General features: G+C 66.8%; 18 protein-coding genes. 8 read left to right on the forward strand and 10 right to left on the reverse strand.

The genetic code is table 11. The features are described 5' to 3' along the window. Positions 1–99: 99 nt before the first annotated feature. Positions 100–585: a nuclear transport factor 2 family protein gene (locus LVB87_RS13005; protein ID WP_232898380.1), complete on the reverse strand. Its 486-nt coding sequence runs from the start codon at positions 583–585 to the stop codon at positions 100–102. Between the two features lie 250 nt (positions 586–835). Between LVB87_RS13005 and LVB87_RS13010 the strand changes: the two genes are divergently transcribed. Together LVB87_RS13010 and LVB87_RS13015 are read left to right on the forward strand one after the other, a co-directional pair. Beyond that, positions 836–3,460: a hypothetical protein gene (locus LVB87_RS13010; protein ID WP_232898381.1), complete on the forward strand. Its 2,625-nt coding sequence runs from the start codon at positions 836–838 to the stop codon at positions 3,458–3,460. 567 nt (positions 3,461–4,027) lie between these two features. After that, positions 4,028–4,657 (forward strand): hypothetical protein, encoded by a 630-nt coding sequence (locus LVB87_RS13015; RefSeq protein WP_232898382.1) that lies wholly within the window; start codon positions 4,028–4,030, stop codon positions 4,655–4,657. A gap of 495 nt (positions 4,658–5,152) precedes the next feature. Here LVB87_RS13015 and LVB87_RS13020 read toward each other — a convergent pair whose 3' ends face one another. The 3 genes from LVB87_RS13020 to LVB87_RS13030 form a co-directional block, all read right to left on the reverse strand. Further along, positions 5,153–6,109, reverse strand: coding sequence for a hypothetical protein (locus LVB87_RS13020; RefSeq protein WP_232898383.1), 957 nt, complete (start codon positions 6,107–6,109; stop codon positions 5,153–5,155). A gap of 33 nt (positions 6,110–6,142) precedes the next feature. Next, on the reverse strand, positions 6,143–6,727 hold the full coding sequence (locus tag LVB87_RS13025; protein WP_232898384.1) for an MltR family transcriptional regulator: 585 nt from the start codon (positions 6,725–6,727) through the stop codon (positions 6,143–6,145). Positions 6,728–6,961: 234 nt separating this feature from the next. After that, complete coding sequence (locus LVB87_RS13030; protein WP_232898385.1) at positions 6,962–7,987, reverse strand: hypothetical protein; 1,026 nt, start codon at positions 7,985–7,987, stop codon at positions 6,962–6,964. A 280-nt stretch (positions 7,988–8,267) separates the two neighbouring features. On the opposite strand from LVB87_RS13030, the gene LVB87_RS13035 reads away from it, so the two are divergent. From LVB87_RS13035 to LVB87_RS13060, 6 genes are read left to right on the forward strand one after another with little or no spacing between them, the layout of a single operon-like run. Continuing rightward, positions 8,268–9,278, forward strand: coding sequence for an amidohydrolase family protein (locus tag LVB87_RS13035; RefSeq protein ID WP_232898386.1), 1,011 nt, complete (start codon positions 8,268–8,270; stop codon positions 9,276–9,278). Continuing rightward, a complete protein-coding gene (gene kynU / locus LVB87_RS13040; protein WP_232898387.1) occupies positions 9,275–10,567 on the forward strand; it encodes a kynureninase in 1,293 nt (430 codons plus the stop codon). Before LVB87_RS13035 ends, kynU begins: the two co-directional genes overlap by 4 nt. Next, positions 10,564–11,922 carry an NAD(P)/FAD-dependent oxidoreductase gene (locus LVB87_RS13045; RefSeq protein ID WP_232898388.1) on the forward strand — a complete coding sequence of 453 codons (1,359 nt, stop codon included), beginning with the start codon at positions 10,564–10,566 and terminating at the stop codon, positions 11,920–11,922. Before kynU ends, LVB87_RS13045 begins: the two co-directional genes overlap by 4 nt. A 15-nt stretch (positions 11,923–11,937) precedes the next feature. Next, positions 11,938–13,383, forward strand: a complete 1,446-nt coding sequence (gene sbcB / locus LVB87_RS13050; protein ID WP_232898389.1) for an exodeoxyribonuclease I — start codon at positions 11,938–11,940, stop codon at positions 13,381–13,383. A 10-nt stretch (positions 13,384–13,393) separates the two neighbouring features. After that, positions 13,394–14,080, forward strand: a complete 687-nt coding sequence (locus LVB87_RS13055; RefSeq protein ID WP_232898390.1) for a DUF2461 domain-containing protein — start codon at positions 13,394–13,396, stop codon at positions 14,078–14,080. A 2-nt stretch (positions 14,081–14,082) separates the two neighbouring features. Continuing rightward, the gene (locus tag LVB87_RS13060; RefSeq protein ID WP_232898391.1) at positions 14,083–14,673 is read left to right on the forward strand and encodes a DUF2939 domain-containing protein; all 591 of its coding nucleotides are present in this window, start codon (positions 14,083–14,085) and stop codon (positions 14,671–14,673) included. On the opposite strand, the gene LVB87_RS13065 is transcribed toward LVB87_RS13060, so the two are convergent. The 6 genes from LVB87_RS13065 to LVB87_RS13090 all read right to left on the reverse strand — a co-directional run bounded on the left by LVB87_RS13065 (position 14,670) and on the right by LVB87_RS13090 (position 22,650). Next, positions 14,670–15,857 carry a hypothetical protein gene (locus tag LVB87_RS13065; protein ID WP_232898392.1) on the reverse strand — a complete coding sequence of 396 codons (1,188 nt, stop codon included), beginning with the start codon at positions 15,855–15,857 and terminating at the stop codon, positions 14,670–14,672. The genes LVB87_RS13060 and LVB87_RS13065 overlap by 4 nt on opposite strands. Beyond that, positions 15,857–18,232 (reverse strand): EAL domain-containing protein, encoded by a 2,376-nt coding sequence (locus tag LVB87_RS13070; RefSeq protein WP_232898393.1) that lies wholly within the window; start codon positions 18,230–18,232, stop codon positions 15,857–15,859. The genes LVB87_RS13065 and LVB87_RS13070 overlap by 1 nt, the downstream gene beginning before the upstream one ends. A 7-nt stretch (positions 18,233–18,239) precedes the next feature. Continuing rightward, positions 18,240–18,896, reverse strand: a complete 657-nt coding sequence (locus tag LVB87_RS13075; RefSeq protein ID WP_232898394.1) for a carboxypeptidase regulatory-like domain-containing protein — start codon at positions 18,894–18,896, stop codon at positions 18,240–18,242. A gap of 106 nt (positions 18,897–19,002) precedes the next feature. After that, a complete protein-coding gene (locus LVB87_RS13080) occupies positions 19,003–19,917 on the reverse strand; it encodes a 5'-nucleotidase (protein ID WP_232898395.1) in 915 nt (304 codons plus the stop codon). Position 19,918: 1 nt separating this feature from the next. Beyond that, on the reverse strand, positions 19,919–20,704 hold the full coding sequence (locus LVB87_RS13085; protein ID WP_232898396.1) for an NAD kinase: 786 nt from the start codon (positions 20,702–20,704) through the stop codon (positions 19,919–19,921). Next, positions 20,701–22,650: an ATP-binding protein gene (locus LVB87_RS13090; RefSeq protein WP_232898397.1), complete on the reverse strand. Its 1,950-nt coding sequence runs from the start codon at positions 22,648–22,650 to the stop codon at positions 20,701–20,703. The genes LVB87_RS13085 and LVB87_RS13090 overlap by 4 nt, the downstream gene beginning before the upstream one ends. Positions 22,651–22,704 lie beyond the last annotated feature (54 nt).

Below are 22,704 nucleotides of genomic sequence, written 5' to 3' on the forward strand. Positions count from 1 at the left end.
TGCGTCGAGGAACCCGCCGGCAACGGCGGGTTTCTTTTTGTCACCCGAACAAAAAACCCGCCTCGAGGGCGGGTCTCTTGTCGCATCCGGCGGTGAGGCTCAGGCCGCGTTGCGGCTCGACCAGTGGATGCCGCTGATCTTCCAACCCGATGCGGTTTTCTTGAGCAGGATCGTTTCGATCACCACCATCGCGCGGAACTGGCCCGCACCTTCGCCGACCATGCGCTTTTCGCTCACCACCCAGGCGAGTTGCGCTCCGACCTCCGAATCACGATGCAGGAGGTCGCGCGAACGAACGCTCTTCATCGCGACGGCGTCGCCCTTCGCGGCACCGTCGATATAGCCATCGCGCGTGCCCAGGACCGTGCCGTTGGCGATGACCACCGCCTCGGGCGTCATCGCCTGGCGCGCGGCTTCGAGTCGACCGTCGGAGAGCGCGGCCATGAAGGCGTCGACGGCGCGCGTGGCGTCGTTCTCGCTGGACTGCATCGCCGCTGCGGGCGCGACCGGCGTGGCCTGCGCGAACACAGGACCGGCGGCCAACGTGGAGACGAACAAGGAAGTGGCAAGAACGAGAGAACGCACGCGCGTGGACCATTTTGGAGGGGAGTGCCATTGGGGGCCCTCCTGCCTCGCCATGCCCCCCCCGCCACGGGGGGGAGGCAATGAGGGCGGCGAGCGTCAATGTCGGCGGGTTGGTGCATTGACCCAACCCACGTTCGGCCATGCGCCGATCCACTTCTCCAGGGGAAATCGTTTCGTGAACACCGCTCGTCGTCATGCTCGTAACAGGACGCCCGTCCGCGCGTCCCTCACCGCTGCCGTGCTGATGGCCATGGCCGCTCCCGCCGCGTTCGCGCAGGACTGCGCGGGCGGTCTGGCCGGCCAGGTGCAGTGCTTCGGTGCCACTGCCACCGGCGTCTTCGCTTCCGCGTTCGGCGACAGCGCCATCGCGAGCGGTAACAACGCGTCGTCCTTCGGCCATCTGTCCACCGCGTCCGGCACTAACGGCACGGCGATGGGCGACGGTTCGTTGGCGTCGAACACCAACACGACCGCCGTCGGCCAGGGCGCGCAAGCCACCGGCTCGAATGCGACCGCGATCGGCCAGAACGCGCGTGCGACCGCCAACAACACGACCGCCGTCGGCCAGGGCACGCAGGCGACGTTCGTCGGCGCCTCGGCGTTCGGCTCCGGGTCGCAGGCCACCGGTGCTTACGCGTCGGCGTTCGGCATCAATTCGCGCGCCAAGAACACCAACTCGACGGCCCTCGGCAAGAATACGACCGCCGGCTCCACCGGCGCGTTGGGCACGATGCTCGCCGGCGACACCGCCGTCGGTGCCTATGCCTCGGCGACCGATCCGAACGTTGACAACTATCTCAACATCACGACCGGCCAGTCGTGCGGCAGCACCGCAGGCTGCGGCCCTAGCATGAAGCGTGGCGCGTCCACCGCGATTGGTCAGTTCGCCAACGCCAGGGACGCCAGCGTCGCGGTCGGCGACGGCTCCCGCGCATGGACCTTCTCCACCGCGGTCGGCGTGAAGACCCGCGCCACCGGTGCCTACAGCAACGCGTTCGGCTTCCAGGCCAAGGCTTACGGCATGATGTCGCAGGCGATCGGCGCCTACGCCAAGGTCGCCTCCAGCGGCAAGTTCTCCACCGCAGTCGGCGTGGTCGCCAATGCCAGCGGCTACGCGAGCAACGCGTTCGGTGGCAATGCGTGGGCCGTGGGTAGCCGTACGACCGCGATCGGCGGCGGCGCCTACGCCTATGGCGCCGGATGTACGGCCGTTGGCATCGATACGCAGTGCCTCGGCGACAAGTCGATCGGTTTTGGCGTGTATGCGAACTCCATCGGCAAGGGTTCGCAGGCGATCGGCAGCTACAGCCTCTCCCTCGGCGATTACAGCGTCGCCTCGGGCTGGCTGTCCTCCGCGCGCGGCGGTTACTCGGTCGCCGAAGGTACGCTGGCGATCTCGCAGGGCTTCGCGTCCAACGCCATCGGCACCTACAGCCACGCGGTCGGCGATTTCAGCACGTCGATGGGTGCGTATGCGCAGAGCACCGGCAACCACAGCCAGGCACTCGGTGCCTACAGCATCGCGCTCGGCGCCATGGCGACCACCAACGGTGCCTACAGCGAAGCGCGCGGCAATTACAGCGCCGCCACCGGTGCGTACAGCATCGCGGCCGGTGACTTCTCCGCGGCCATGGGCTCGATGTCGGCGGCTACGGGCCTGTCGAGTGTCGCGATCGGCGACACGAGCTCGGCCTCGGCCGATTACAGCTCGGCCCTCGGCGCGTACAGCACGGCGATCGGCATGGGTAGCACCGCGATCGGTTACGGCTCGCTCGCCGACCGCGACAACACCATCTCCGTCGGCAGCATGGGTGCCGAACGCCAGATCACGAACGTCGCCGCCGGTACGCAGGGCACGGACGCGGTGAACGTGGACCAGCTCAACAACGCGCTCGTGGGGATTGGTGCGACGAACGTCGCGCAGCTCGACACCGTCGCGGCCGCGCTCGGCGGCGGCAGCACACTCGACTACAACGGCCTGCTGCTGAACCCGACGTACAATCTGCAGGGCAGCGACTACTACAACGTGGGCGATGCCTTTGGCGCGCTCGATGGTTCGATCACCGACCTGTACTCGCGCGTGTTCTCGCTCGAAGCCACGCCGGGCATCGGCCTGCCGGTCGGCACCGGCAACGGTCTCGCGCTCGGCAGCGGCAGCAACGCCACCGACACCACCGACACCGCGTACGGTGCGGGTGCGAACGTCGGCGCCGACAGCGGCACCGCGGTGGGCGCGGGCGCAAGCATCGCGACGGTGGCGACGAACGCCGTTGCCGTCGGTGCAGGCGCCAGCGTGACCGCGGCCTCCGGCACGGCGATCGGCGCAGGCGCGTCGGCGACGGCGAACGGTGCGGTCGCGATCGGCCAAGGCTCGGTCGCGGACCAGGCGAACACCGTGTCGGTCGGCAGCAACGGCAACGAACGCCGCGTCACGCATGTCGCCGCCGGCACGGCCGCGACCGACGCTGCGAATGTCGCGCAGGTGCAGTCGGGCGACGCCGCGACGCTGACCTCGGCCAATGCGTACACCAACGCCAGCAGCGCGCAGACGCTCAATTCCGCGAACGCCTACACCGATGGCCGCATGCAGGCCGTCATGCAGTCCTTCGAAGACATCGACTCGCGCCTTCACCAGCAGGACCAGCGCATCAATCGCGAAGGCGCGATGCAGTCGGCGATGTCGATGATGACGGCGAGCGCCGCGGGCATCGACACCACCAATCGCCTCGCCACCGGTACCGGTTTTCAGGGTGGCGAAGCTGCGATCTCGATTGGCTACCAGCGTCTTGTCAGCCCGAACTCGGTGCTCACCATCGGTGCGTCGGCGACCAGCAGTGAAAGCACGTGGGGCGTGGGTTACGGCATCGGTTGGTAACCGTTCGCGCAAGCCTTGGAGGCATGCGATCTGGTTCCCCTGGAGCGCATGTCGTTTAAGTGAAAAACCCGTCGGAAACGGCGGGTTTTTTTTGGGGTGAGTCGCTTCGCTTCGGGCTGGCGGACCGTCCTGAGCTACGCAGTTTCAAGGGCGGCCTCTAAGAAAGCTGAGATCGTTGCTCTGGAGTCGTTGTTGCCAAGGGAAATCTCAGGGTAACCGGCTGAGATGCGACTTTGGCTTGCTTCCTCAATGAGTACAGGACCTGCCCTGTTGATGTCCGCTTTTGGCCGAAAGCGGACATTCTCGCTGCAATCGGCAGGCAAGGCGGTGCATATCCAGTTGCGCGCCTCGCATCAGAAAAATTCTTGGTTGCTCAGTGGTGCGCGCGCACGTGCGCAGTGCAACGCAGCGATAAGATCACCACGCTAGTTGCCTTGGGGGAGCGCGATGTCGGGAAAGCTGCGGGCGCCTGGTCGAGCGCACACGTTTGTGAGGACGGGCTGGGCGGACGCATCTCCCCGGGGAGGAGTGCGTGACGTTCTAGATCCGGGTGAGTTGCAATTCTCAGTGCGCCCCGATGTGCGACGCATCCGGTCGGCGTCCTCCAAGGTGCCATGGACTTGGCTTACGCTTGCCGCGATCGCGCTGGCGGGCTTTGCGTTGGTTATGAACGCGATACTTGAACGATCGGACGATACCGCGGGGCGTTCCGCGACGTCGCACCGCGCGCCCGCAACAGAATCGCAACTGGCGTACAACGAACGGGCGCCGGACACGGACGTGTCCGTCTCCGATCAATTCACAACGGACTCGAGGGACGACATTGGGCCACTGATCTACAAGTGCGCCAGCCCCAGCGGCGCCATTGCCTACCAGAGCGACCCGTGCGAAGACGCGCAAACCCTTCGTAAAACCATCATTGCTGTTCCGGATGATCCGGACGTGGTGGCGAGAGGGCAGGCTCAGCAAGCGCGTACGGCAGAAGCGGCCCGAACCTTGTCGCGGATGGCGGGCACCGACCAGACCGGGTACGCATCCCCCTACAACGGCACGGATGGTGTCGACCGCCAGCGGGCCAAGTGCAATGCCGCCAAGTCCGCTAGAGAGTCGACGCTACGGGCGGTCGGCCTCTCACGAACCTACGACCTTCTCCAGAAACTGGACGAACAGGTCCGCGAGGCGTGCAAGGGGACATAGCGGCGCCCTTTGCGCACCGGGCGGACGCATCTGTTTCAGGCAAGTGTCAGGCGCTGATCTAGAGCCGACGTCACAGACCTCCAAACCCCAAGTCGCTCTTGTAGCGCATAACTCTGGGCGAATCGAAATGGGTCCGCTTGAGCATAGGTGAGTGACCGATTCTGGCCGAAAGCGGACATTCGCACCCGCGCGATCACCGCAAAGTGGCGCAAGTGGCGCAAGACAGGCCAATCCGGGTTAATCCCTGACGCTCCTCTCTTACATCGACATTCGGGAAAAGGCGTCACTTCCGCCACTTCTGCCACGTGGCTGAGAGTCGAGGCGGAAACCGAGACCTACAGACCCAAGCGTATGGAGGCGGGAAGAAGTCCGCCGGAACCGTTGGGCCCCCTGTGAGTTAGCGGCGAACCACCATTCGCAATGGAATAGGCAGCGCCGCGTTTGGCGATTCCACTCTCGATCCGTCGATACGCGCGAAGCCTGGGCTCTCAACGGTCAGGGCTTCACTCCTAAGTCGACTGCTCCCAAAAGCCTCGTTGCCTTTAGCGTTTCACCGCTAGGCGTTGACAGGAAGACTTCTACGACTGCGGTTCGGCGGGCCGCCTCCTTCGGAAGAGCGACTGTCAAGACCTCAGTAGTCGAATCACCCGGCAGCAATAGCTTGTCGTTCACATGCCGCTTCTCATAAGCGATTCCGTCCTGGGGTGCCGCTGCCGTAATGCCAAGGTCAATCGTTAGCGGCATCGACGAATTGTTCTCGATTATGAAAGGGATGTCGGCTGAATCCCTTCTGACAGTCGAGATATTCGTTCCAATTCGAAGCTTGCCGTCAGCAAACGCAGCGAAGATCGCGTTGTCGCGATCTGCGTAAACAGGCAATACGGTCCATCCCTGCGTTTTCTTAGACTCGTCCGTGCCCCTTGCCGTTCCGAACTCCTTTTCAACGTAGTAATCAATGCCTTTGATGGCGCCAAACGCGAATAGCAGTCCAGCCCCGATGAACAAGATCACGCCCACTCGCTGTTGCGCCGTCACCGGGACTTCTTCAAGCTTCGTGGCGACAACCGCCTTCGTCTCTTTCGACAGGCAACTGACGATGTCGTCTTTCGAGAATCTCCCGTTCTCGACCTGTAACAGCACCGAACAGTCATCGGCGCTTCCAATCCGTGGAATCGAAAGTTTCGCACGTGAGAGTGTGGCGTCGGGATTGTTGCTGCCGACAAGTTCGAAATGAAGCAGCGGATTAAGCGAAAGCTCGACGTTCTCTTCAGTCTTGAATCCGCGATTCATTACTGAAATTTCAGCAATTTGCCCCTTGTCGGATATTGAAGAATGGGAAAAAAGGCGCGGCACGAACACAACCAACCTCGGTCGCCTAATCCAACCCAGAATACCGGCGAGTACCAGTCCCGCGATCAAGGCGAACACAATAGACAACGGTTGAACGTTCATTCCGCCCCCATGGGTCACGTGGCTTTGAAAGTGCTACTCACCCGGCTTTGGCCACGTGGATTCGTCGTCCAGCGACACCATGTACCCGAACTCGGCCGCATGCGCGGCAATAGGCTTCACTCTTCGTCGTTCCGCTGCAAGGAAGAAGAGCATCCATGAAACCGCTTCGATGAATTGCTCGCGCACCGTCGGGTATCCCCAGCGTTGAATTCGACCGGGGCTTCGCTCAAATATTCCATGGGACTTAGACAGGGCCGCAATTCGATCTTTAACGCTGGAATCGCTGAAGTCGCATCCCGCCGGCCTGTGCGCGACATCATTCCGCACCTTCCGAATTAGGTGGAGGTCACGCGCAAAGCGGTCGCTTATTAACCCAACGCGATAAGACACATCGACCTTTGAACTGAAGGAGCTCAAGGGACCATTCGCCCCATCCAACAAGGCATCAGCGGACGAAAAGTTGGGCGCCAGAAAGACGATCAAAAGCTCTCGCAGTGCCTCCTCTAGCATCGCCGACGAAACGAGGATGACTCCCCGATCGGATTCGGCGTCCAATTCCTTGTGGAGCCGTTTCACCGCGTCAAAATCTGGCCCGGGCGCCGAGACTGCAGATGTCATTCTTCCCTCCCTTCCCATTGCGTTCCATCAGTGAGTGAGCGCCGACGATCTGCTTCCTCTTGGCGACCCTCCGTCCCTGAACGAAGCTGCCGCATCTTGCCTCGCAGACAATTCGTAGGGTGTTCGATTAAACGGCAGAATTTTTCTAAGGCGGACGGATATAAGAAATATTCTGATGCGCCGGGCACCCCGGAGGGGGGGGATCCCCATGCCCGGGGCGTCGGATGCTTTGTACTACCGCCCCACCCGCGTGGCGGGGCGACGAGTGGACCAATGCAGTCCGCGCCGCCAGGAATCGTTGAATTCGACGCGGTCGACACCGTGCGCCTGTCGAAGCGCCATCTCCGTGTCCGCAACCCACTTCTTTACCCATTCCATGCCTTGGGCGCTGCCCCTTCGATGGTGGGCGGCGCGGGCAACCTTGTAACGGGCGCCGCGATCCTCGATCGCGAAGCAGACAAACGAGAAGTCGTTTTCGAGGAACTGGCGAACCGCTGCTACTGCTTGCCGCGATCCGCCAATTGCACTCCCGGTGCGGGCAAGCACGGCCGCGAATGCCTTCATCTCTTTCGGCTTCTCGACCAGAAGCAAGGCTGCTTCAGCACGTTGGTAAGCTCCGATAACCTCAGCTAGCGCGATCGACGGCATAGCAATCGTCTCGGGGAGGCATGCGCGCACCGACCGAAGAGATCCCAGTACGATCGGACGGGTTTGGCGGTCTCTCACGACTTCGTCGCCTTCGCGTTTCGCGTTGATCACGCCGGTAACGCGGACCCTCGCATCGTCCGCCCGTGCCATGCCTTCCAGCACAGTCCATGCAACGGGACCGAGGTCATCCCTCAACGCGACTAGTTCTGCCTTGACATTAGCGAGTTCTGCTCGCGCGATCAGCAGCTCGCCGAGCTTGCCCTTGCCTTCGGCAACCCGCTGCTGGATGGCCGCCCTCGTGCGCTCAACGTCGAGCGCGTTTGAAACCAAAGTCATATCGCGCCGGAGTTCATCCGAGCGAATACCAAAGTGCTCCAGGGCGCAGTCCCCGCCGATCATCGCTTTGCCACCATCCTTGGATCGCAAGACCCACCCATGCTTGTGCGGTTCGCCGCACGGCCTGCCGTTGTTCTTGCGAAGCCGGCACTTCACCTCGAATTCGAAGTGATACGGGCCTTCAACGCCGGCATACTGTTCTGGCACAACCAAGTTGTCGGCGTTGTAGCCGTCCAGCGCCTCAACCTCTTCCAGCGACTTAAACTCTCGAGTCATCGTCGTTACCTCGTCGCGCCTCACGGCGCTACAGGGCCCCACGTGGGGCGATCGGAATGGTCCGGTCATGGAACTCGCCGTTCGTCTCACGACGTGCGGCAGGCCGCGATCTCCAAAGCGGCAGGGCGATAGTATTTCTACTAACTGAGCTTTGAAAGGGTTAACTGGATAATGGGCCGCTTCTGACACCGGCATTCAGGGGTGACGGTCAGGGTGATTCTCTTAGAACTCGTCACTGCAATCTCATATCTGTTTGTTTTATAAGGCTTTTTTTAAGCAGATGCTCAAGATCGACACCCACGCCCATTTCCTGCCCCGCGACTGGCCCGACCTCGCGGCCAAGTACGGCGACGTGCGCTTCCCCGTGATCCACCACGGCGACGACGGCCGCCACCGCATCTACAAGGACGGCAAGTTCTTCCGCGAGATCTGGCCCAAGACCTGGGACCCCAAGATCCGCCTGGACGACTACGCCCGCTTCGGCGTGCAGGTGCAGGTGATCAGCACCGTGCCCGTGATGTTCAGCTACTGGGCCAAGCCGCACCACGCGCTGGAGCTGCACCAGGCGCTCAACGACCACACCGCGGAAGCCTGCCGCGCGTATCCCAAGCATTACGCGGGCATCGGCACGGTGCCGCTGCAGTCGCCCTCGCTCGCCATTCGCGAGCTGGAACGCTGCATGGATGAGCTCGACCTGCAGGGCGTGCAGATCGGCAGCCACGTCAACGATTGGAACCTCGACGCGCCCGAGCTGTTCGAGTTCTTCGAGGCGGCGAGCGAACTCGGCGCGGCGTTGCTGGTGCATCCGTGGGACATGATGGGCAGCGAGTCCATGCCGAAGTATTGGCTGCCGTGGCTCGTCGGCATGCCGGCCGAGCAATCGCGCGCGGCGTGCTGCCTCGTCTTTGGCGGTGTGCTCGAACGCCTGCCGAAGCTGAAGGTCTGCCTCGCACATGGCGGCGGCAGCTTCCCCTACACGATCGGCCGCATCGAACACGGCTTCAACATGCGGCCGGACCTGGTGGCCACCGACAACTTCCGCAATCCGCGCGAGTACATGTCGCGGCTGTATTTCGATTCGTGGGTCGCCGATCCGCGCGCGCTGCAGTATCTGCTCGACACCTGCGGTGCGGAGCGCGTGATGCTCGGCACCGACTATCCCTTCCCGCTCGGCGAGCAGGAACCCGGTGCCGGCATCGCCGCGCTGGACCTCTCGGAAGCCGACCAGGCCCGCCTCTACCACGGCACCGCGCTGGAATGGCTCGGGCTGCACGCTGCACGCTTTGCATGAACGAACAACTTTTCGATCCCGCCTGGGCGAACGCACAGGACGCAGCGGACCCGCTGCGCGACTTCCGCAACCAGTTCCACATCCCGCTCCACGACGGTGCGCCGCAGGCGTACTTCTGCGGCAACTCGCTCGGGCTGCAGCCGAAGGGTGCGCGCGCGATGGTCGAGGAAGTGCTCGACAAGTGGGCGCGCGATGCGGTGGAAGGCCACTTTCTCGAACCCGCGCCGTGGATGCCTTACCACGCGCTCGTGCGTGAAGCGCTGGCCGGCGTGGTCGGTGCGCAGCCGCTGGAAGTCGTCGCGATGAATTCGCTGACGGCGAACCTGCACTTCATGCTCGTCAGCTTCTATCGCCCCACGCGCGAGCGGCCGGCGATCCTGATGGAAGCCGGCGCGTTCCCGTCGGATCGGCAGGCGCTGGAATCGCAGGTGCGCTTCCATGGTTTCGATCCCGCCACCGACCTGATCGAACTCGCACCCGACGAAGCGGACGGCACGTTCTCGATGGCCGCGATCGAACGCGCCATCGCCGAACATGGCCCGCGTCTTGCCGCTGTCGTTTGGCCCGGCGTGCAGTACCGCACGGGCCAGGCTTTCGATCTGAAGGAAATCGCGCGCCTCGGCCATGCGGCCGGCGCAGTCGTCGGTTTCGACCTCGCGCATGCCGTGGGCAACCTGCCGCTGCAACTGCACGACAGCGACGCCGACTTCGCCGTGTGGTGCCACTACAAGTACATGAACTCCGGTCCGGGCGCCGTTGCGGGCTGTTTCGTGCACCAGCGCCACGCGAAGACGAACCGCCCGCGCTTCGCCGGTTGGTGGGGCCACGACCAGGCCTCGCGTTTCCGCATGGAAGGGAATTTCGTGCCGACGCCGGGGGCCGATGGCTGGCAGTTGAGCAATCCGCCGATCCTCGGGCTTGCGCCGTTGCGTGCGTCGCTCGATCTGTTCGCCGGCGCGGGCATGGACAAGCTGCGCGCGCGTTCGCTGGAACTCACCGGCTATCTCGAACAACTGATCCGCGCGCGCTTGTCCGACACGCTGCAGATCGTGACGCCGCGCGAACCCGAACGTCGCGGTGCGCAGTTGTCGCTCCGCGTGCTGCAAGGGCGTGGCCTGATGGGTCGCGCCGCCGGCCGCGCCTTGTTCGAATTCCTCGCCACGCGCGGCGTGCTCGGCGACTGGCGCGAACCCGACGTCATCCGCATCTCCCCCGCCCCGCTGTACAACACGCGCGCGGACATCCTGCGCTTCGCGAGCGAAGTCGCCGCGTGGCGGGACGGCGCATGAGCGCGCGCCACCTCACCATCGTCGGCGCGGGTCTCGCCGGCGGCTTGCTCGCCACCTTGCTCGCACAGCGCGGTTGGTCGGTCGATGTCTTCGAACGCCGCGGCGATCCGCGCGTGCGCGGCTATGCCGGCGGCCGTTCGATCAACCTCGCGCTCGCCGAGCGCGGCCTGCATGCCTTGCGTGCCGCGGGCGCGGACGGCGCGGTGCTGGACAAGGCCGTGATGATGCGCGGCCGCATGGTGCACGGCGCGGACGGCCAGCAGCAGTTGCTGCGCTACGGACGCGACGACTCCGAAGTCATCTGGTCGGTCAGTCGCGGCGAGCTCAACATCACCTTGCTCGATGCGGCGGAACGCGCGGGTGCGCGACTGCATTTCGATCGTCGCCTGGACTACGTGGACTTCGACGCGCGCCGCGCGGGCTTCGTGGACGACAGCAGTGGCGCACGCACCGAGCACGACTTCACCGCCCTGCTCGGCGCCGACGGCGCGGGTTCGGCCTTGCGCACGGCGATGGCCGCGCACTCCGACCTGGGCGAGCGCACCGAACCGCTCGGCCACGGCTACAAGGAACTCGAGATTCCGCCCGCACCCGATGGTGGCTTTCGCATCGAGCCCAATGCGCTGCACATCTGGCCGCGCGGCCACTACATGTGCATCGCGCTGCCGAACGACGAGCGCACGTTCACCGTCACGCTCTTCCTGCCGACGGCGGGCGACCCGAGCTTCGAAACGATTCGCACCGGCGAGGACGCGCATACGTTCTTCACGCGCGACTTCACCGACGCGGTGCCGCTGATCCCTGACCTCGAACAGGATTTCGAACGCAACCCGATCGGCACGCTGTCCACCCTCTACCTCGAACGCTGGCACCTGGACGATCGCGCCGTGCTGCTCGGTGACGCCGCGCACGCGATGGTGCCCTTCCACGGCCAGGGCATGAACTGCGCCTTCGAAGATTGCGTGGCGCTCGCCGATCATCTCGATCGCACGGAGGATCGCGCGTCGGCCTTCGCTGCCTTCGAACGCGAACGCCTGCCGAACGCGCGCGCCATCCAGGCGATGGCGCTGGAAAACTACCTGGAGATGCGTGCGCGCGTGGACGAGGAAGACTTCCTCCTGCAACGCGCGCTCGAGCGCGAGCTGGCCGAGCGCCATCCGGACCGCTTCGTCCCGCGCTACGCGATGGTCACCTTCCGCCGCCTGCCCTACGCCACCGCCTTCGAGCGCGGCCAGGTGCAACGCGCGCTGCTGGTGGAGGCCACGCGCGGGCGAGGTTCGCTCGACGGCATCGATCGCGCGTGGCTGGACGCCGAGGTCGCGCGCCGCCTCACCCCGCTCCCCGCGGGCCCCTGAGGCGCGCCCGCGTCCATGCCGGCCAGCTTCCTCTTCTACGACCTGGAAACCTTCGGCGCGGATCCGCGCAGGACACGCATCGCGCAGTTCGCCGCGATGCGCACGGACGCCGACCTCAACGTGCTCGACGAGGCGATCAGTGTCTTCGTCAAGCCCGCCGACGACCTGCTGCCCTCGCCCGGCGCCACGCTGGTCACCGGCATCACGCCGCAGCACGCGCTGCGCGAAGGCATGAACGAAGCCAAGGCCTTCTCGCGCATCTTCGAGGAGATGGCGCGGCCGGAGACCTGCACGCTTGGCTACAACTCGCTGCGCTTCGACGACGAGTTCATGCGCTGCGGTTTCTTCCGCAATTTCCACGATCCCTACGAGCGCGAGTGGAAGAACGGCAACTCGCGCTGGGACCTGCTGGACGTGCTGCGCCTGGCGCACGCGCTGCGGCCGGAGGGGATCGAATGGCCGCTGCGCGATGACGGTGTCGCGTCCTTCCGCCTCGAACACCTCGCCGCCGCAAACGGCGTGCGCGAAGGCGATGCGCATGAAGCGCTCTCCGACGTGCGTGCCTTGCTCGGTTTGGCGCGCAAGCTGCGCGCTGCGCAACCGCGCCTGTGGGACTACGCGCTGCGCCTGCGCGACAAGCGTTTCGTTGCGCAGATGCTCGACCCGGTGCGCATGATCCCGGTGCTGCACGTCTCGCAGCGCTATCCCGCGAGCCGCCTGTGCAGCGCGCCCGCGTTGCCGATCGCGCGGCATCCCCGCATCGACAGCCGCATGCTCGTCTTCGACCTGGAGCAGGATCCCGAAGCGCTGCTGACCTTGTCGCCCGAAGCGATCGCCGATCATCTCTACACGCCGACCGCCGACCTGCCCGAAGGCGCGGTGCGCGTCGCGCTGAAGGAGATCCACACCAATCGCTGTCCGTCGATCGTCGCCTGGGATCATCTGCGCGAACCGGACTTCGCACGCCTGGGCATCGATCGCGCCCGCGCCGAAGGCCATGCGCAACGCCTGCGCGATGCGGGCCCTGCACTCGCGGAGAAAGTGCGGCAGGTGTTCGCCGCAACCTCGCGCGACCACGCGCCGAGCGATCCGGATGGTGCCATCTACGACGGCTTCCTCGACGAGGGCGACAAGCGCAAGTTCTCCACCGTGCGTTCGCTCCCCCCGTCGATGCTGGGGACGCACGATTTCGCGTTCCGCGACGCGCGCCTGCCCGAACTGCTGTTCCGCTACCGCGCCCGCAACTGGCCGGACTCGCTCGACGCCGGGGAACGCGCCCGCTGGGACGACTACCGCCGCAGCCGCCTGGCGCGCGATGCCGGCCTGTCGGAATACAGCTTCGACACCTACTTCGCCGAAATCGACGCCCTGCGCGCCGTGCACACAGAGCATGGTGCGAAACTCGCCCTCCTCGATGCGCTGGAGGACTGGGGCCGGCAACGCGCGGCCGAACTGGAATGAGCATGCTGCGATGAGCACGTACTTCACCGACAAGAGCTTCAAGTTCATGCGCAGCCTGGCGCGCCACAACGAGCGCACGTGGTTCAACGACCACAAGGCCGAGTACGACGAACACGTGCGCGCGCCCTTCCAGCGCCTGCTCACCGATCTGCAGCCGATCGTCGCGGAGATCAGCGAGCACTACCGCTCCGATCCGAAGCCCGTCGGCGGTTCGCTGTTCCGCATCCACCGCGACACGCGCTTCGCCAACGACAAGACGCCGTACAAGACCTGGCAGGGCGCGCGCCTGCTGCATGCGCGCGGGCGGCAGCTGGAAGCGCCGTTGTTCTACGTGCAGCTGCAGCCGGGCAACTGCTTCATCGCCGCGGGCCTGTGGCATTCGCCGCCCGAGGTGCAGCGCCGCGTGCGCCAGTTCATCGTCGACAACCCGAGTGGCTGGAAGGCGGCGGCGCATGCGCCGGCGTTCCGCAAGCGTTTCGAACTCGACGACAGCGAGATGCTGGTGCGCGTGCCGAAGGGCTATCCGGACGACTTCCCTTACCTCGACGACCTGCGCCGCCGCAACTTCGTCGCCGAGCGCGCGATCGACGATGCGACCATGACCGGCCCGCGCCTGCGCCAGACCCTCGCCACCGACCTCGCCGCACTCGCGCCCTTCGTCGATTACCTGTGCGCCGCCCTCGACCTGGAGTTCTGACGATGCAGCCGCGCCAGTGGAAGACTTGGATCGCCCTCGTCGTCGTGCTGCTCCTGGCGCTCGGCGCCTACGTCGCCGCCGGTCCCTACATGACCATCCGCGCGATCCGCCATGCCGTGCAGGCGCAGGACACGGGCGAACTCGCCGAACAGGTCGACTTCCCTGCCCTGCGCGCGAGCCTGAAAGCGCAGCTGATCGACGAAATCGTGCGCAACGCGGGGCCCGACGTGCAGGCCAATGCCTTCGGTGCGGTGGCGCTGACGATGGCCACCGGTGTGGTGAACGGCGTCGTCGACGGCATGGTGAACCCGACGGGCTTGTCCGCGGTGATGGAAGGCCGTCGCTTGTGGCGCAACGCGGGCGAGAGCTTCTCGCGCCCACCGGTCGACGCGCAGGGCAATCCGACCCCGCAGGCCACGCCGCCCGAACCGCTGCACGATGCCGTGATGCGTTACGAATCCGCTTCGCGCTTCACCGCGACCATCCATGACGAGCATGGCAAGCCGATCGTGTTCGTGCTGCGTCGTACCGGATTGCGCTGGCGCCTGGCCGACATCCGCCTGCCGCTGCACGACGAACCCGCGCCGCGCTAGAAGTACCAGCGCACTGCCACCTGCACCTGCGTGTCGATCTGCTTCGACGGGAGCCCTGCGAACACGCGCTGCTCCGAGGAACTGTCGATGCGCAGCACCTCACCGATCACGCGCACGTGGTCGCGGGGCCGCCAATTGAGTGCCGCGGTCAGCGCGTTGCCGTGTTCCCTGAGGGAATCGGCGGTCTGGAACAGGTCGATGCGCAGCACGGGCTGCCACGCTTCGAAGGTGCGTGCGAGCAACACGTAGCCCGCGTTGAACTCGGTATCGAATTCCATCCCGCCCGGCGCAATGGTCGTCGTGCCGGACATGGCCTGCGCCGCGACTTCCCATTCGTCGAAGCGATGCGTCAGGCCGCCGCTCCAGAAGCGGGTGTGCCAGCCATATACGTCGCGCCCCGCGTAGTCGGTGTCGAGGCTGGCATCGGTGCGATTGTCGTAATACAGCAGGCGGGCGCGCCCCGCGCTCGATTCGCGCCCGACCGCGACATAGACCCCGAGCGCGTCGTCGATTTCCACGAAGGGCTTGAACAGCATCGGCACCGGCGCGCCCAACATCGCAGCGTAGGCATCGGGCTCGCGCAGCGAGGTCTCCAGGCCCGAGGTGAGATCGCCCATCGCCCAGCCGCGCGAGGAGAGCAACTCGCCCGCCGGATCGTTGCGCGTGAACAACGCCGCCCGGACGTCCCACGTCGCGTTGTCGCCGCGATGTTCGATACGCGCTTCGCCGCCGAACGTGCGCAGCTCCTCGCCGACCCAGCTGTCGATGGCCGAGGGCGTGATCGTCCATGCACTCGTCCAGCCGACGCCGTCGTTTTCCATCGAGATCGGTGCGAAGAACATGCCGGCGGTGAAGGAGGCGCGCCACGGCGTCGTCGACACGGGCCGGTAGCGCACCCAGGCATCGAGCAGATCCACGTTCTGGCGTTGGTCGGGGACGGCCTGCGCGGACGCGGACAGCAGCAGCGTCGGCGTCGCCTGCCAGTCGACGGCGATCGCGGCATTGCCGCCGAGGTCGGAATCGCCATCGCCGAAGCGCGTTTTGCCGAGGCCGCCCTCGCGCCACGCCGTTTCGTCCGCACCGGATGCCGCACGCGCTTCGAGGAATCCACGCACTTCGAACGACTGTGCCTGCGCAGCCACGCTGGCCAGCAGGAGGCAGGCACACGCGAGCGGCGTGCGCATCAAGCGTCCACCCCCGCGGCCACGCGGTGGCTTGTCGCGAAGGCGAGGAAGGCATCGGCCGAGAGCGGACGCGCCACGTGGTACCCCTGCGCGTGGTCGCAGCCCAGTTCGTGCAGGATCTCCATCGCACGCGCATCCTCCACGCCTTCGGCCGTCACGCGATAGCCGAGGTGGTGGCCGAGGTCGATGAGCGAACGCACGATCGCGCGGTCTTCGCGCGAGTCGGCCAGGTGCGCGATGAACGTGCGGTCGATCTTGAGTTCGCGCACCGGCAGGCGCCGCAGGTAGGCGAACGAGGACTGGCCCACGCCGAAGTCGTCGATCGCCAGTTCGATGCCCTGCTCCGCCAGGCGGCGCAGCACCGAGATCGCGGTGTCGGGCTTGCCCATGATCGCGCTCTCGGTGATCTCCAGCACGATGCGCTTGGGCGACACACCATGCGCCGCGAGTTCCCCGGCGACGCGGCGGGGCAGCTCCACGTCGTCGAGGTCGCGCGCGGAGACGTTCATTGCAATGCGCAGGTCCTGCCCCATCGCCTGCCAGCGCGCGGCCTGTTCGATGCCGGCACCGAGCACCCAGCGCGTGAGGCGGCGGATGTTGCCGGTTTCCTCGGCCAGCGCGATGAAGGCTTCGGGCGCGAGCGGGCCGGCGACGGGATGGCGCCAGCGCAGCAGGCCTTCCGCGCCGTCGATGCGACCGCTGGGGAGATGCAGCTTGGGTTGGTAGACGAGTTCCAGGCCACTCGCGTCCGCACCCTTCTCCAGCGCGTGGCGCAGGTCGCCCATCAAGGACAGGCGTTCGGGTCGGTGCGGGTCGGTGGCGGCGTCGTAGACGGCCACCGGTTCTTCGGTGCCGATCGCGCCGATCAACGCGACCTCCGCGCGACGCAACAGCGCACTCGCTTCCGCGCCATGCATCGGCGACAGCGCGATGCCGACGGCGGGTGCGAGGTCGAGCGTGAACTCCGCTTCGCGATACGGCTCCGACAAGGCTTCCACGAAACGCAGCGCCATGCGCACCGCTTCGCTGCGCGTGGCCGAAGGCAGGAACACGGAGAACTCGTCGTCGGTGGCGCGCGCGATGAACCCGTCGCCCGCGATCGGCGCCAGCCGCGCGGCGGCATCGCGCATCAGCCGATCGCTGACCACGTGGCCCATCGTGTTGATGATCTCCGGCAGCCGCGCCAGGCCGATCATCAGCAGCGCGGCGCGCGCGGACGCGTCGACTTCCAATGCCTGCTGCAGCGAGGCCTCGGCCGCCATGCGGTTCGGCAAGCCGGTGACGAGGTCGTGCCCGGCCTGGTGGCGGATGCGCGCTTCGCGTTCGCGCAGCGCATGCACCATGTGGGAGAACGCGCCGGCCAGTTGTCCGATTTCGTCGCGCCGTTCGCGCATCGGGGGCACTGCGTCGTCGCCCTCGGCGATGCGGCGGGCCGCATCGGCGAGCGCTTCCACCGGGCGCGAAACGCTGCGCGCGATGAACCATGCGCCGAACAGGCCCGCGAGCAGGCCGAGTCCGAGCAACGCGGCCCACGCTGCGCCGACGGCGCGATACGGCTGCAAGGCCGCATCCACCGAGTATCCGAGCACCGCCGCGACCGGCGCGCTCTGGCGCGAACGCGAGAGATCGACCGCCTGCGCCACGTATTCGCGACCGTCGACTTCAAGCAACGCGGGTTCCGCGGGCAAGCGCGTGCCGTGTCCCACCGCCAGCGCCGGCGCGAGCTGCACGCGATCGTCCGTCAGCGCCTCGCTCGCGCCCTGCGCGAGGATGCGCCACTGGCCGTCGGCCGACAGCGTGGCAAGTTCGATGCGCTTGGGCAGCGCGGACTGTTCCTGCAAGCGCGTGAGCAGGCGATCGTCGACGGGGATCGCCGCGGCGATGAAGCCGACCAGGTCCGGTGCCGACACCGGCACCACGACCACCCAGAATGCACGGCCATCCCAGGCCGCGATCGCGGAGGCGGGTTGTTCGTAGGCGCGCGCGACCAGGTCGTCGAACGGGAAGGCCGCGCCCGCACGGAAGCGCCCGGCCGTGTCGGCTTCCACCCGCCCGTCGACGTCCACCAGCAACATGCGCGTGGCCCCGACACGGCGGCCGTGGTTGCGAAGCGCGGACAACAAGGTGGCCTGGTCGTGTTGCGCGATGGCCGAACGCAACGCGTAGTCGAGCGCCAGCACCTGCACGCTTCCGGCCACGCGCGTGGACAAATCGTCGAGCTGGCGCGCGAACCCGCGCACCGCCACGTCCAGTTGCCGTTGCCCTTCGCCGATCAGTGCATGCCGCGTCACGCGATACACCATCACCGCCGTCAGCCCCTGCACCAGCACCAGGGCGGCGACGAAGAAGGAGGCGAGGCGGAGGCGGAAATTCATGCGGGCATCAGTAGTGCGTGTGCTCGCGATCGAACTGCTGGCGCGGATCGGGCCGCAGTGTGATCGGGAAGGCGAGCGTCTTCGACTCGCCCGCTGCAATCACCAGGGCCCGTTCGCGCAGGTCGGGCCGACCGGGCGGCAAGCGCGGTTGCCACACGCGCACGTCGTAACGGCCCGGCGGCAGCGCATCGAAGGACACGCGGCCGCGCGCATCGGTGCGCGCGTAGTACGGCGCATCGGTGATGTAGAGATAACTGATCATGCCGTCGTGGATGTTGCAGCCCACCGCGACGACGCCGGTCTTGTCGAGCACCAGCGGCGCCGCGCTTTCGCCGGGCGCGACGACGAACTCGAAGGCCTTCGCCGGCGAGAACGAATACACGTGGTGGCGCGTGCTGTCGCTATTGCGGAACACGACGCTGTCGCCGGGGCGGAACACCTCGACGTAGGGCATGAAGGTGAGTTGCTTCTGGTCGATCGTGCGCGACGTACTGCGCAGGTTCGCTGCACCGCTCCACGGCGCAGGCGGCACGACGGTGACGACCGCGTCGGCGACCGGTTGCCCGTTCTGGTCGGTGACTTGCACCAGCAGGCTCGCGCCCGCCGCGAAGGACGGGAGCGACAGCAGGCAAGCCACGACCACCCCCCAGCCCAAGTGCCGCATGCCTCTCCCCCGATTGGCGTGCAGTGGGTATCCCGCGCCGAGCGTAGCACCCCCGCAGGCCGGCGGCGCAAGGCCCCGGGCCGACCCGGCAACGCGGGGCCCGGCCTCAGGCTTCGTTGGACACGCCGTGCGGCACGTGCCCGGCGGCGACGTGGCGGCGGGCGGAATCGATGTTGCGCGAGGAGTCGTCGAAGAAGATGTCGGCGCCGAAGGTTTCCAGGAACGGGCCCTTGTCGCGGCCGCCGAGGAAGAGCGCCTCGTCCAGGCGCACGTCCCATTCGCGCAGCGTGCGGATGACGCGCTCGTGCGCCGGCGCGCTGCGCGCGGTGACCAGCGCGGTGCGGATCGGCGCGTTCTCGCCCACGGGGAACGCGGCCTGCAGGCGATGCAAGGCATCGAGGAAACCGCGGAACGGGCCGCCCGAGAGCGGTTCGCGCGCGCGCGTGGTCTCGTGGTCGTGGAAGGCAGCCAGGCCCTGCTCCTGCGACACGCGCTCGGATTCGTCGCCGAAGATCACGGCGTCGCCGTCGAAGGCGATGCGCAACTGATCGTGCGAGGTCTGCGCGGCACGCGCAGGCAGGATCGTCGCCGCAGCCACGCCGTGTTCGAGCGCGCGCCGCACCGATTCGGGGTTCGCCGACAGGAACAGGTGCGCGCCGAAGGGCCGGATGTAGGGCCAGGTCGGCGCGCCCGAGGTGAAGGTCGCGCGCGAGATCGCCAGCTGGTGGTGGTGGATCGAGTTGAAGATGCGCAGCCCGGTGTCGGACGAATTGCGCGACAGCAGGATGACTTCCACGCGCGGCGCATCGGCCGGCGTGCCCACGTTCAATGCGAGCAGCTTGCGTACCAGCGGGAAGGCGATGCCCGGCGCGAGCGGCGCATCTTCGTGCGCGCGCTGGTGCGCCTGGTAGGCCTCCACGCCTTCGCGTTCGTACAGCGCGTGGCTGTGCTCGAGGTCGAACAGCGCACGCGAGGTGATCGCGACGGTCAGCGGCGGTGCGGGAGCGTCGGCTTCGTCCATGTCACACCATGAACTGTTCGCTGAGCATGCGCTCTTCGAGGTTGTGTTCCGGATCGAACAGCAAGGTCACGGTGCGTTCGCTCGACTCGCGGATGGTCACTTCGACGACATCGCGCACTTCATGCGAATCGGCGGTCACGCTCACCGGTCGCTTGTAGGGATCGAGCACGCGCACGCGCACCTCGGTGTCCGCCCTGAGCAGCGCGCCGCGCCAGCGCCGCGGACGGAAGGGAGCCAGCGGGGTGAGCGCGATGATGCGCGAGCCGAGCGGCAGGATCGGCCCGTGCGCGGAATAGTTGTAGGCGGTGCTGCCCGCGGGCGTGGCGACCAGGACGCCGTCGCAGATCAATTCGTCCAGGCGCGGCTTGCCGTTGAGCTCGATGGCCAGGTGCGCGGCCTGGCGCGTTTGTCGCAGCAGCGAAACCTCGTTGTAGGCGAGCGAGCCCACGCTTGCGCCGCTCTCGGTCTGCGCCACCATTTCGAGCGGTCGCAGCACGGCGGGTTCGGCCGCGGCGATGCGCGCGAAGATCGAATCGAAGCTGGCCGGATCGTCGCGGTGGTGGTTCATCAGGAAACCGACCGTGCCGAGCTTCATACCGAACACGGGCTTGCCGAGGCCGCCGTGCCGATGCAGCGTCTGCAGCATGAAGCCGTCCCCGCCGAGGGCGACGAGGACATCGGCCTCCTGCGGTTCGTGTTGGCCGTGCAGCGCAACGAGCGCCGCGAGTGCGCGCTGCGCTTCGTCGGCGGGGCTGGCCAGGAAGGCGAGACGGGGCGTGTCGGTCATGCGGGCGAGGATAACCCGCCCAGCGCACGTTCGATGTCGGCCAGCAACGCGGCCACGCGCGCGCCCGCGCGGTCGGCCGTGGCGCCGAAGGCGGCGTCGGCGACGGAGGGGTCGGTCACCTCGTGTTCGATGGCATCCAGCAGTTGCGCGGCCTCGTCGGCGCCCAGGGTCAGGCAGGCCGAGCGCAGGCGATGGGCGAGCATCCCGAGCGTCGCGCGGTCCAGGGGCGCGCGCGCCAGGCGCCAGCGTTCGAGGTCCTGGCGCGTGTCGGTGGCGAAGGCGGCGAGGATGCGGCGCAGCTTGTCGCGGTCGTCGTGGACGATGCGCGAGAGCGCGTCGAAGCCCTGGATCGGCGGCAGCGCACGCGCGATGGCGTCGCGCAGCGGCTCCAGTTGCACGGGCTTGGCGAGGAAGGCATCCATGCCCGCGGCGAGGCAGCGCTCGCCATCGCCCGACGTCGCGCCCGCGGTGATGGCCACGATGGACAGCGGCGGCAGGTGCGCGGTGCGTTCGTGTTCACGGATGCGCGCGGCCAGGGCGAGGCCATCGAGCTTCGGCATCTGCACGTCGGTGAGCAGCAATGCGTAGCGCGTGCGTTGTTCAACGATGCGCGTCCATGCCGCTTCACCGTCCTCCACCGCTTCGCAGGCGTAACCGAGGCGTTCGAGTTGCTGGGTGATGACTTCGCGATTGGTCGCGTTGTCGTCGGCGAGCAACACGAGGCGGCCGGAGCGCGCCGCGTCTTCGATCGACAAGGCCGGATGCGTGCCCGCCACGTGCGCGATGCGCGGTGCCTGCGCACGCGCGCGTTCGGCCACGATGGCATCGGCGGACGCACGCACGAACGGTAGCGACACGCGGAAGCGCGAGCCCTCCCCTTCGCGGCTTTCGCATTCCAGCGTGCCGTCCATGAGATCGACGAGGTGGCGCACGATGCTCAGGCCCAGGCCCGTTCCGCCGAAGCGGCGCGTCGTGGAGGCATCGGCCTGGCGGAAAGGTTCGAACAACGTGGCCAGCGCCTGCGGCGGTATGCCGATGCCGGTGTCGGCCACGTCGAAGCGCAAACGCACGCGCGGGTCCGCGGGATCCTGGCGATCCGGCGACACGGACAGCGTCACGCGCCCGCGTTCGGTGAACTTCACCGCGTTGCCGCCGAGGTTCGCGAGGATCTGGCGCAGGCGCACGCGGTCGCCTTCGACCAGCGCAGGCACGGCCTCGTCGACCTCCACGTCCACGTCGATGCCCCGCTCCATCGCCTGCGCGCGGAGCACCACGCCCAGGTCTTCGACCATGCGACCGGGCGACAGCGGCAGCGTTTCGAGTTCGACCTTGCCCGCTTCGATCTTGGAGAAATCGAGCACGTCGTTGAGCAGCGCCAGCAGCACTTGCGCAGAGTCGCGGCAGGTGTCGAGCATGCGGCGTTGCTTGTCGTCGAGCGCCGTGTGCGAAAGGAGTTCGACCATGCCGATCACGCCGTTCATCGGCGTGCGGATCTCATGGCTCATGGTGGCGAGGAAACGGGCCTTCTCTTCCGCCGCCGCGCGTGCCGCTTCCTCGGAACGACGCAGCGCTTCTTCCTGGTCGCGGCGATCGGTGTCGTCGTAACACACGCCCACCATCCACGGCAGGTCGCCTTCGCCGAAGCGCGTGGCCTCGCCCACCCACCAGCGCCAGCCGCCGCGTCCGTCGGGGAGGCGGAATTCGATCGGCACGTCGTGTTCGCCGCGACGCGTGCGTTCGACGCGCTCCATCGAAGGGGCCACGTCGTCCGGATGCATCATCGCGAAGGTCTGCGCCGCCAGCGTGTGGTCGGGCGCAAGGCCGACGTAGGCACGGTCGGCCTCGCTCATTTCGAACTCGTCCGTGGCCATGTCCCAGGTCCACACGACGAGTTTCGCCGCCTGCAGGGCGAGGTCGAGCCGCACGCGATCCAGGCTGGCGCGCAACCCGACGTCCGCACTTTGCGTGCGGACGCTTCCAGAGCGTCGCGGCCCGTCTTC

Origin of the sequence: Lysobacter sp. KIS68-7, assembly GCF_021284745.1 — a bacterium.
In the GTDB taxonomy this organism is placed as follows: domain Bacteria; phylum Pseudomonadota; class Gammaproteobacteria; order Xanthomonadales; family Xanthomonadaceae; genus Noviluteimonas.

What these genes read in the sequence shown, in the direction of transcription:
- LVB87_RS13075 (WP_232898394.1), bottom strand. Translation starts at nt 18,896, where the DNA reads ATGCGGCACTTGGGCTGGGGGGTGGTCGTGGCTTGCCTGCTGTCGCTC.
- kynU (WP_232898387.1), top strand. Translation starts at nt 9,275, where the DNA reads ATGAACGAACAACTTTTCGATCCCGCCTGGGCGAACGCACAGGACGCA.
- LVB87_RS13010 (WP_232898381.1), top strand. Translation starts at nt 836, where the DNA reads ATGGCCGCTCCCGCCGCGTTCGCGCAGGACTGCGCGGGCGGTCTGGCC.
- LVB87_RS13060 (WP_232898391.1), top strand. Translation starts at nt 14,083, where the DNA reads ATGCAGCCGCGCCAGTGGAAGACTTGGATCGCCCTCGTCGTCGTGCTG.
- LVB87_RS13080 (WP_232898395.1), bottom strand. Translation starts at nt 19,917, where the DNA reads ATGGACGAAGCCGACGCTCCCGCACCGCCGCTGACCGTCGCGATCACC.
- LVB87_RS13045 (WP_232898388.1), top strand. Translation starts at nt 10,564, where the DNA reads ATGAGCGCGCGCCACCTCACCATCGTCGGCGCGGGTCTCGCCGGCGGC.
- sbcB (WP_232898389.1), top strand. Translation starts at nt 11,938, where the DNA reads ATGCCGGCCAGCTTCCTCTTCTACGACCTGGAAACCTTCGGCGCGGAT.
- LVB87_RS13020 (WP_232898383.1), bottom strand. Translation starts at nt 6,109, where the DNA reads ATGAACGTTCAACCGTTGTCTATTGTGTTCGCCTTGATCGCGGGACTG.
- LVB87_RS13065 (WP_232898392.1), bottom strand. Translation starts at nt 15,857, where the DNA reads ATGCGCACGCCGCTCGCGTGTGCCTGCCTCCTGCTGGCCAGCGTGGCT.
- LVB87_RS13030 (WP_232898385.1), bottom strand. Translation starts at nt 7,987, where the DNA reads ATGACTCGAGAGTTTAAGTCGCTGGAAGAGGTTGAGGCGCTGGACGGC.
- LVB87_RS13025 (WP_232898384.1), bottom strand. Translation starts at nt 6,727, where the DNA reads ATGACATCTGCAGTCTCGGCGCCCGGGCCAGATTTTGACGCGGTGAAA.
- LVB87_RS13055 (WP_232898390.1), top strand. Translation starts at nt 13,394, where the DNA reads ATGAGCACGTACTTCACCGACAAGAGCTTCAAGTTCATGCGCAGCCTG.
- LVB87_RS13035 (WP_232898386.1), top strand. Translation starts at nt 8,268, where the DNA reads ATGCTCAAGATCGACACCCACGCCCATTTCCTGCCCCGCGACTGGCCC.
- LVB87_RS13070 (WP_232898393.1), bottom strand. Translation starts at nt 18,232, where the DNA reads ATGAATTTCCGCCTCCGCCTCGCCTCCTTCTTCGTCGCCGCCCTGGTG.
- LVB87_RS13085 (WP_232898396.1), bottom strand. Translation starts at nt 20,704, where the DNA reads ATGACCGACACGCCCCGTCTCGCCTTCCTGGCCAGCCCCGCCGACGAA.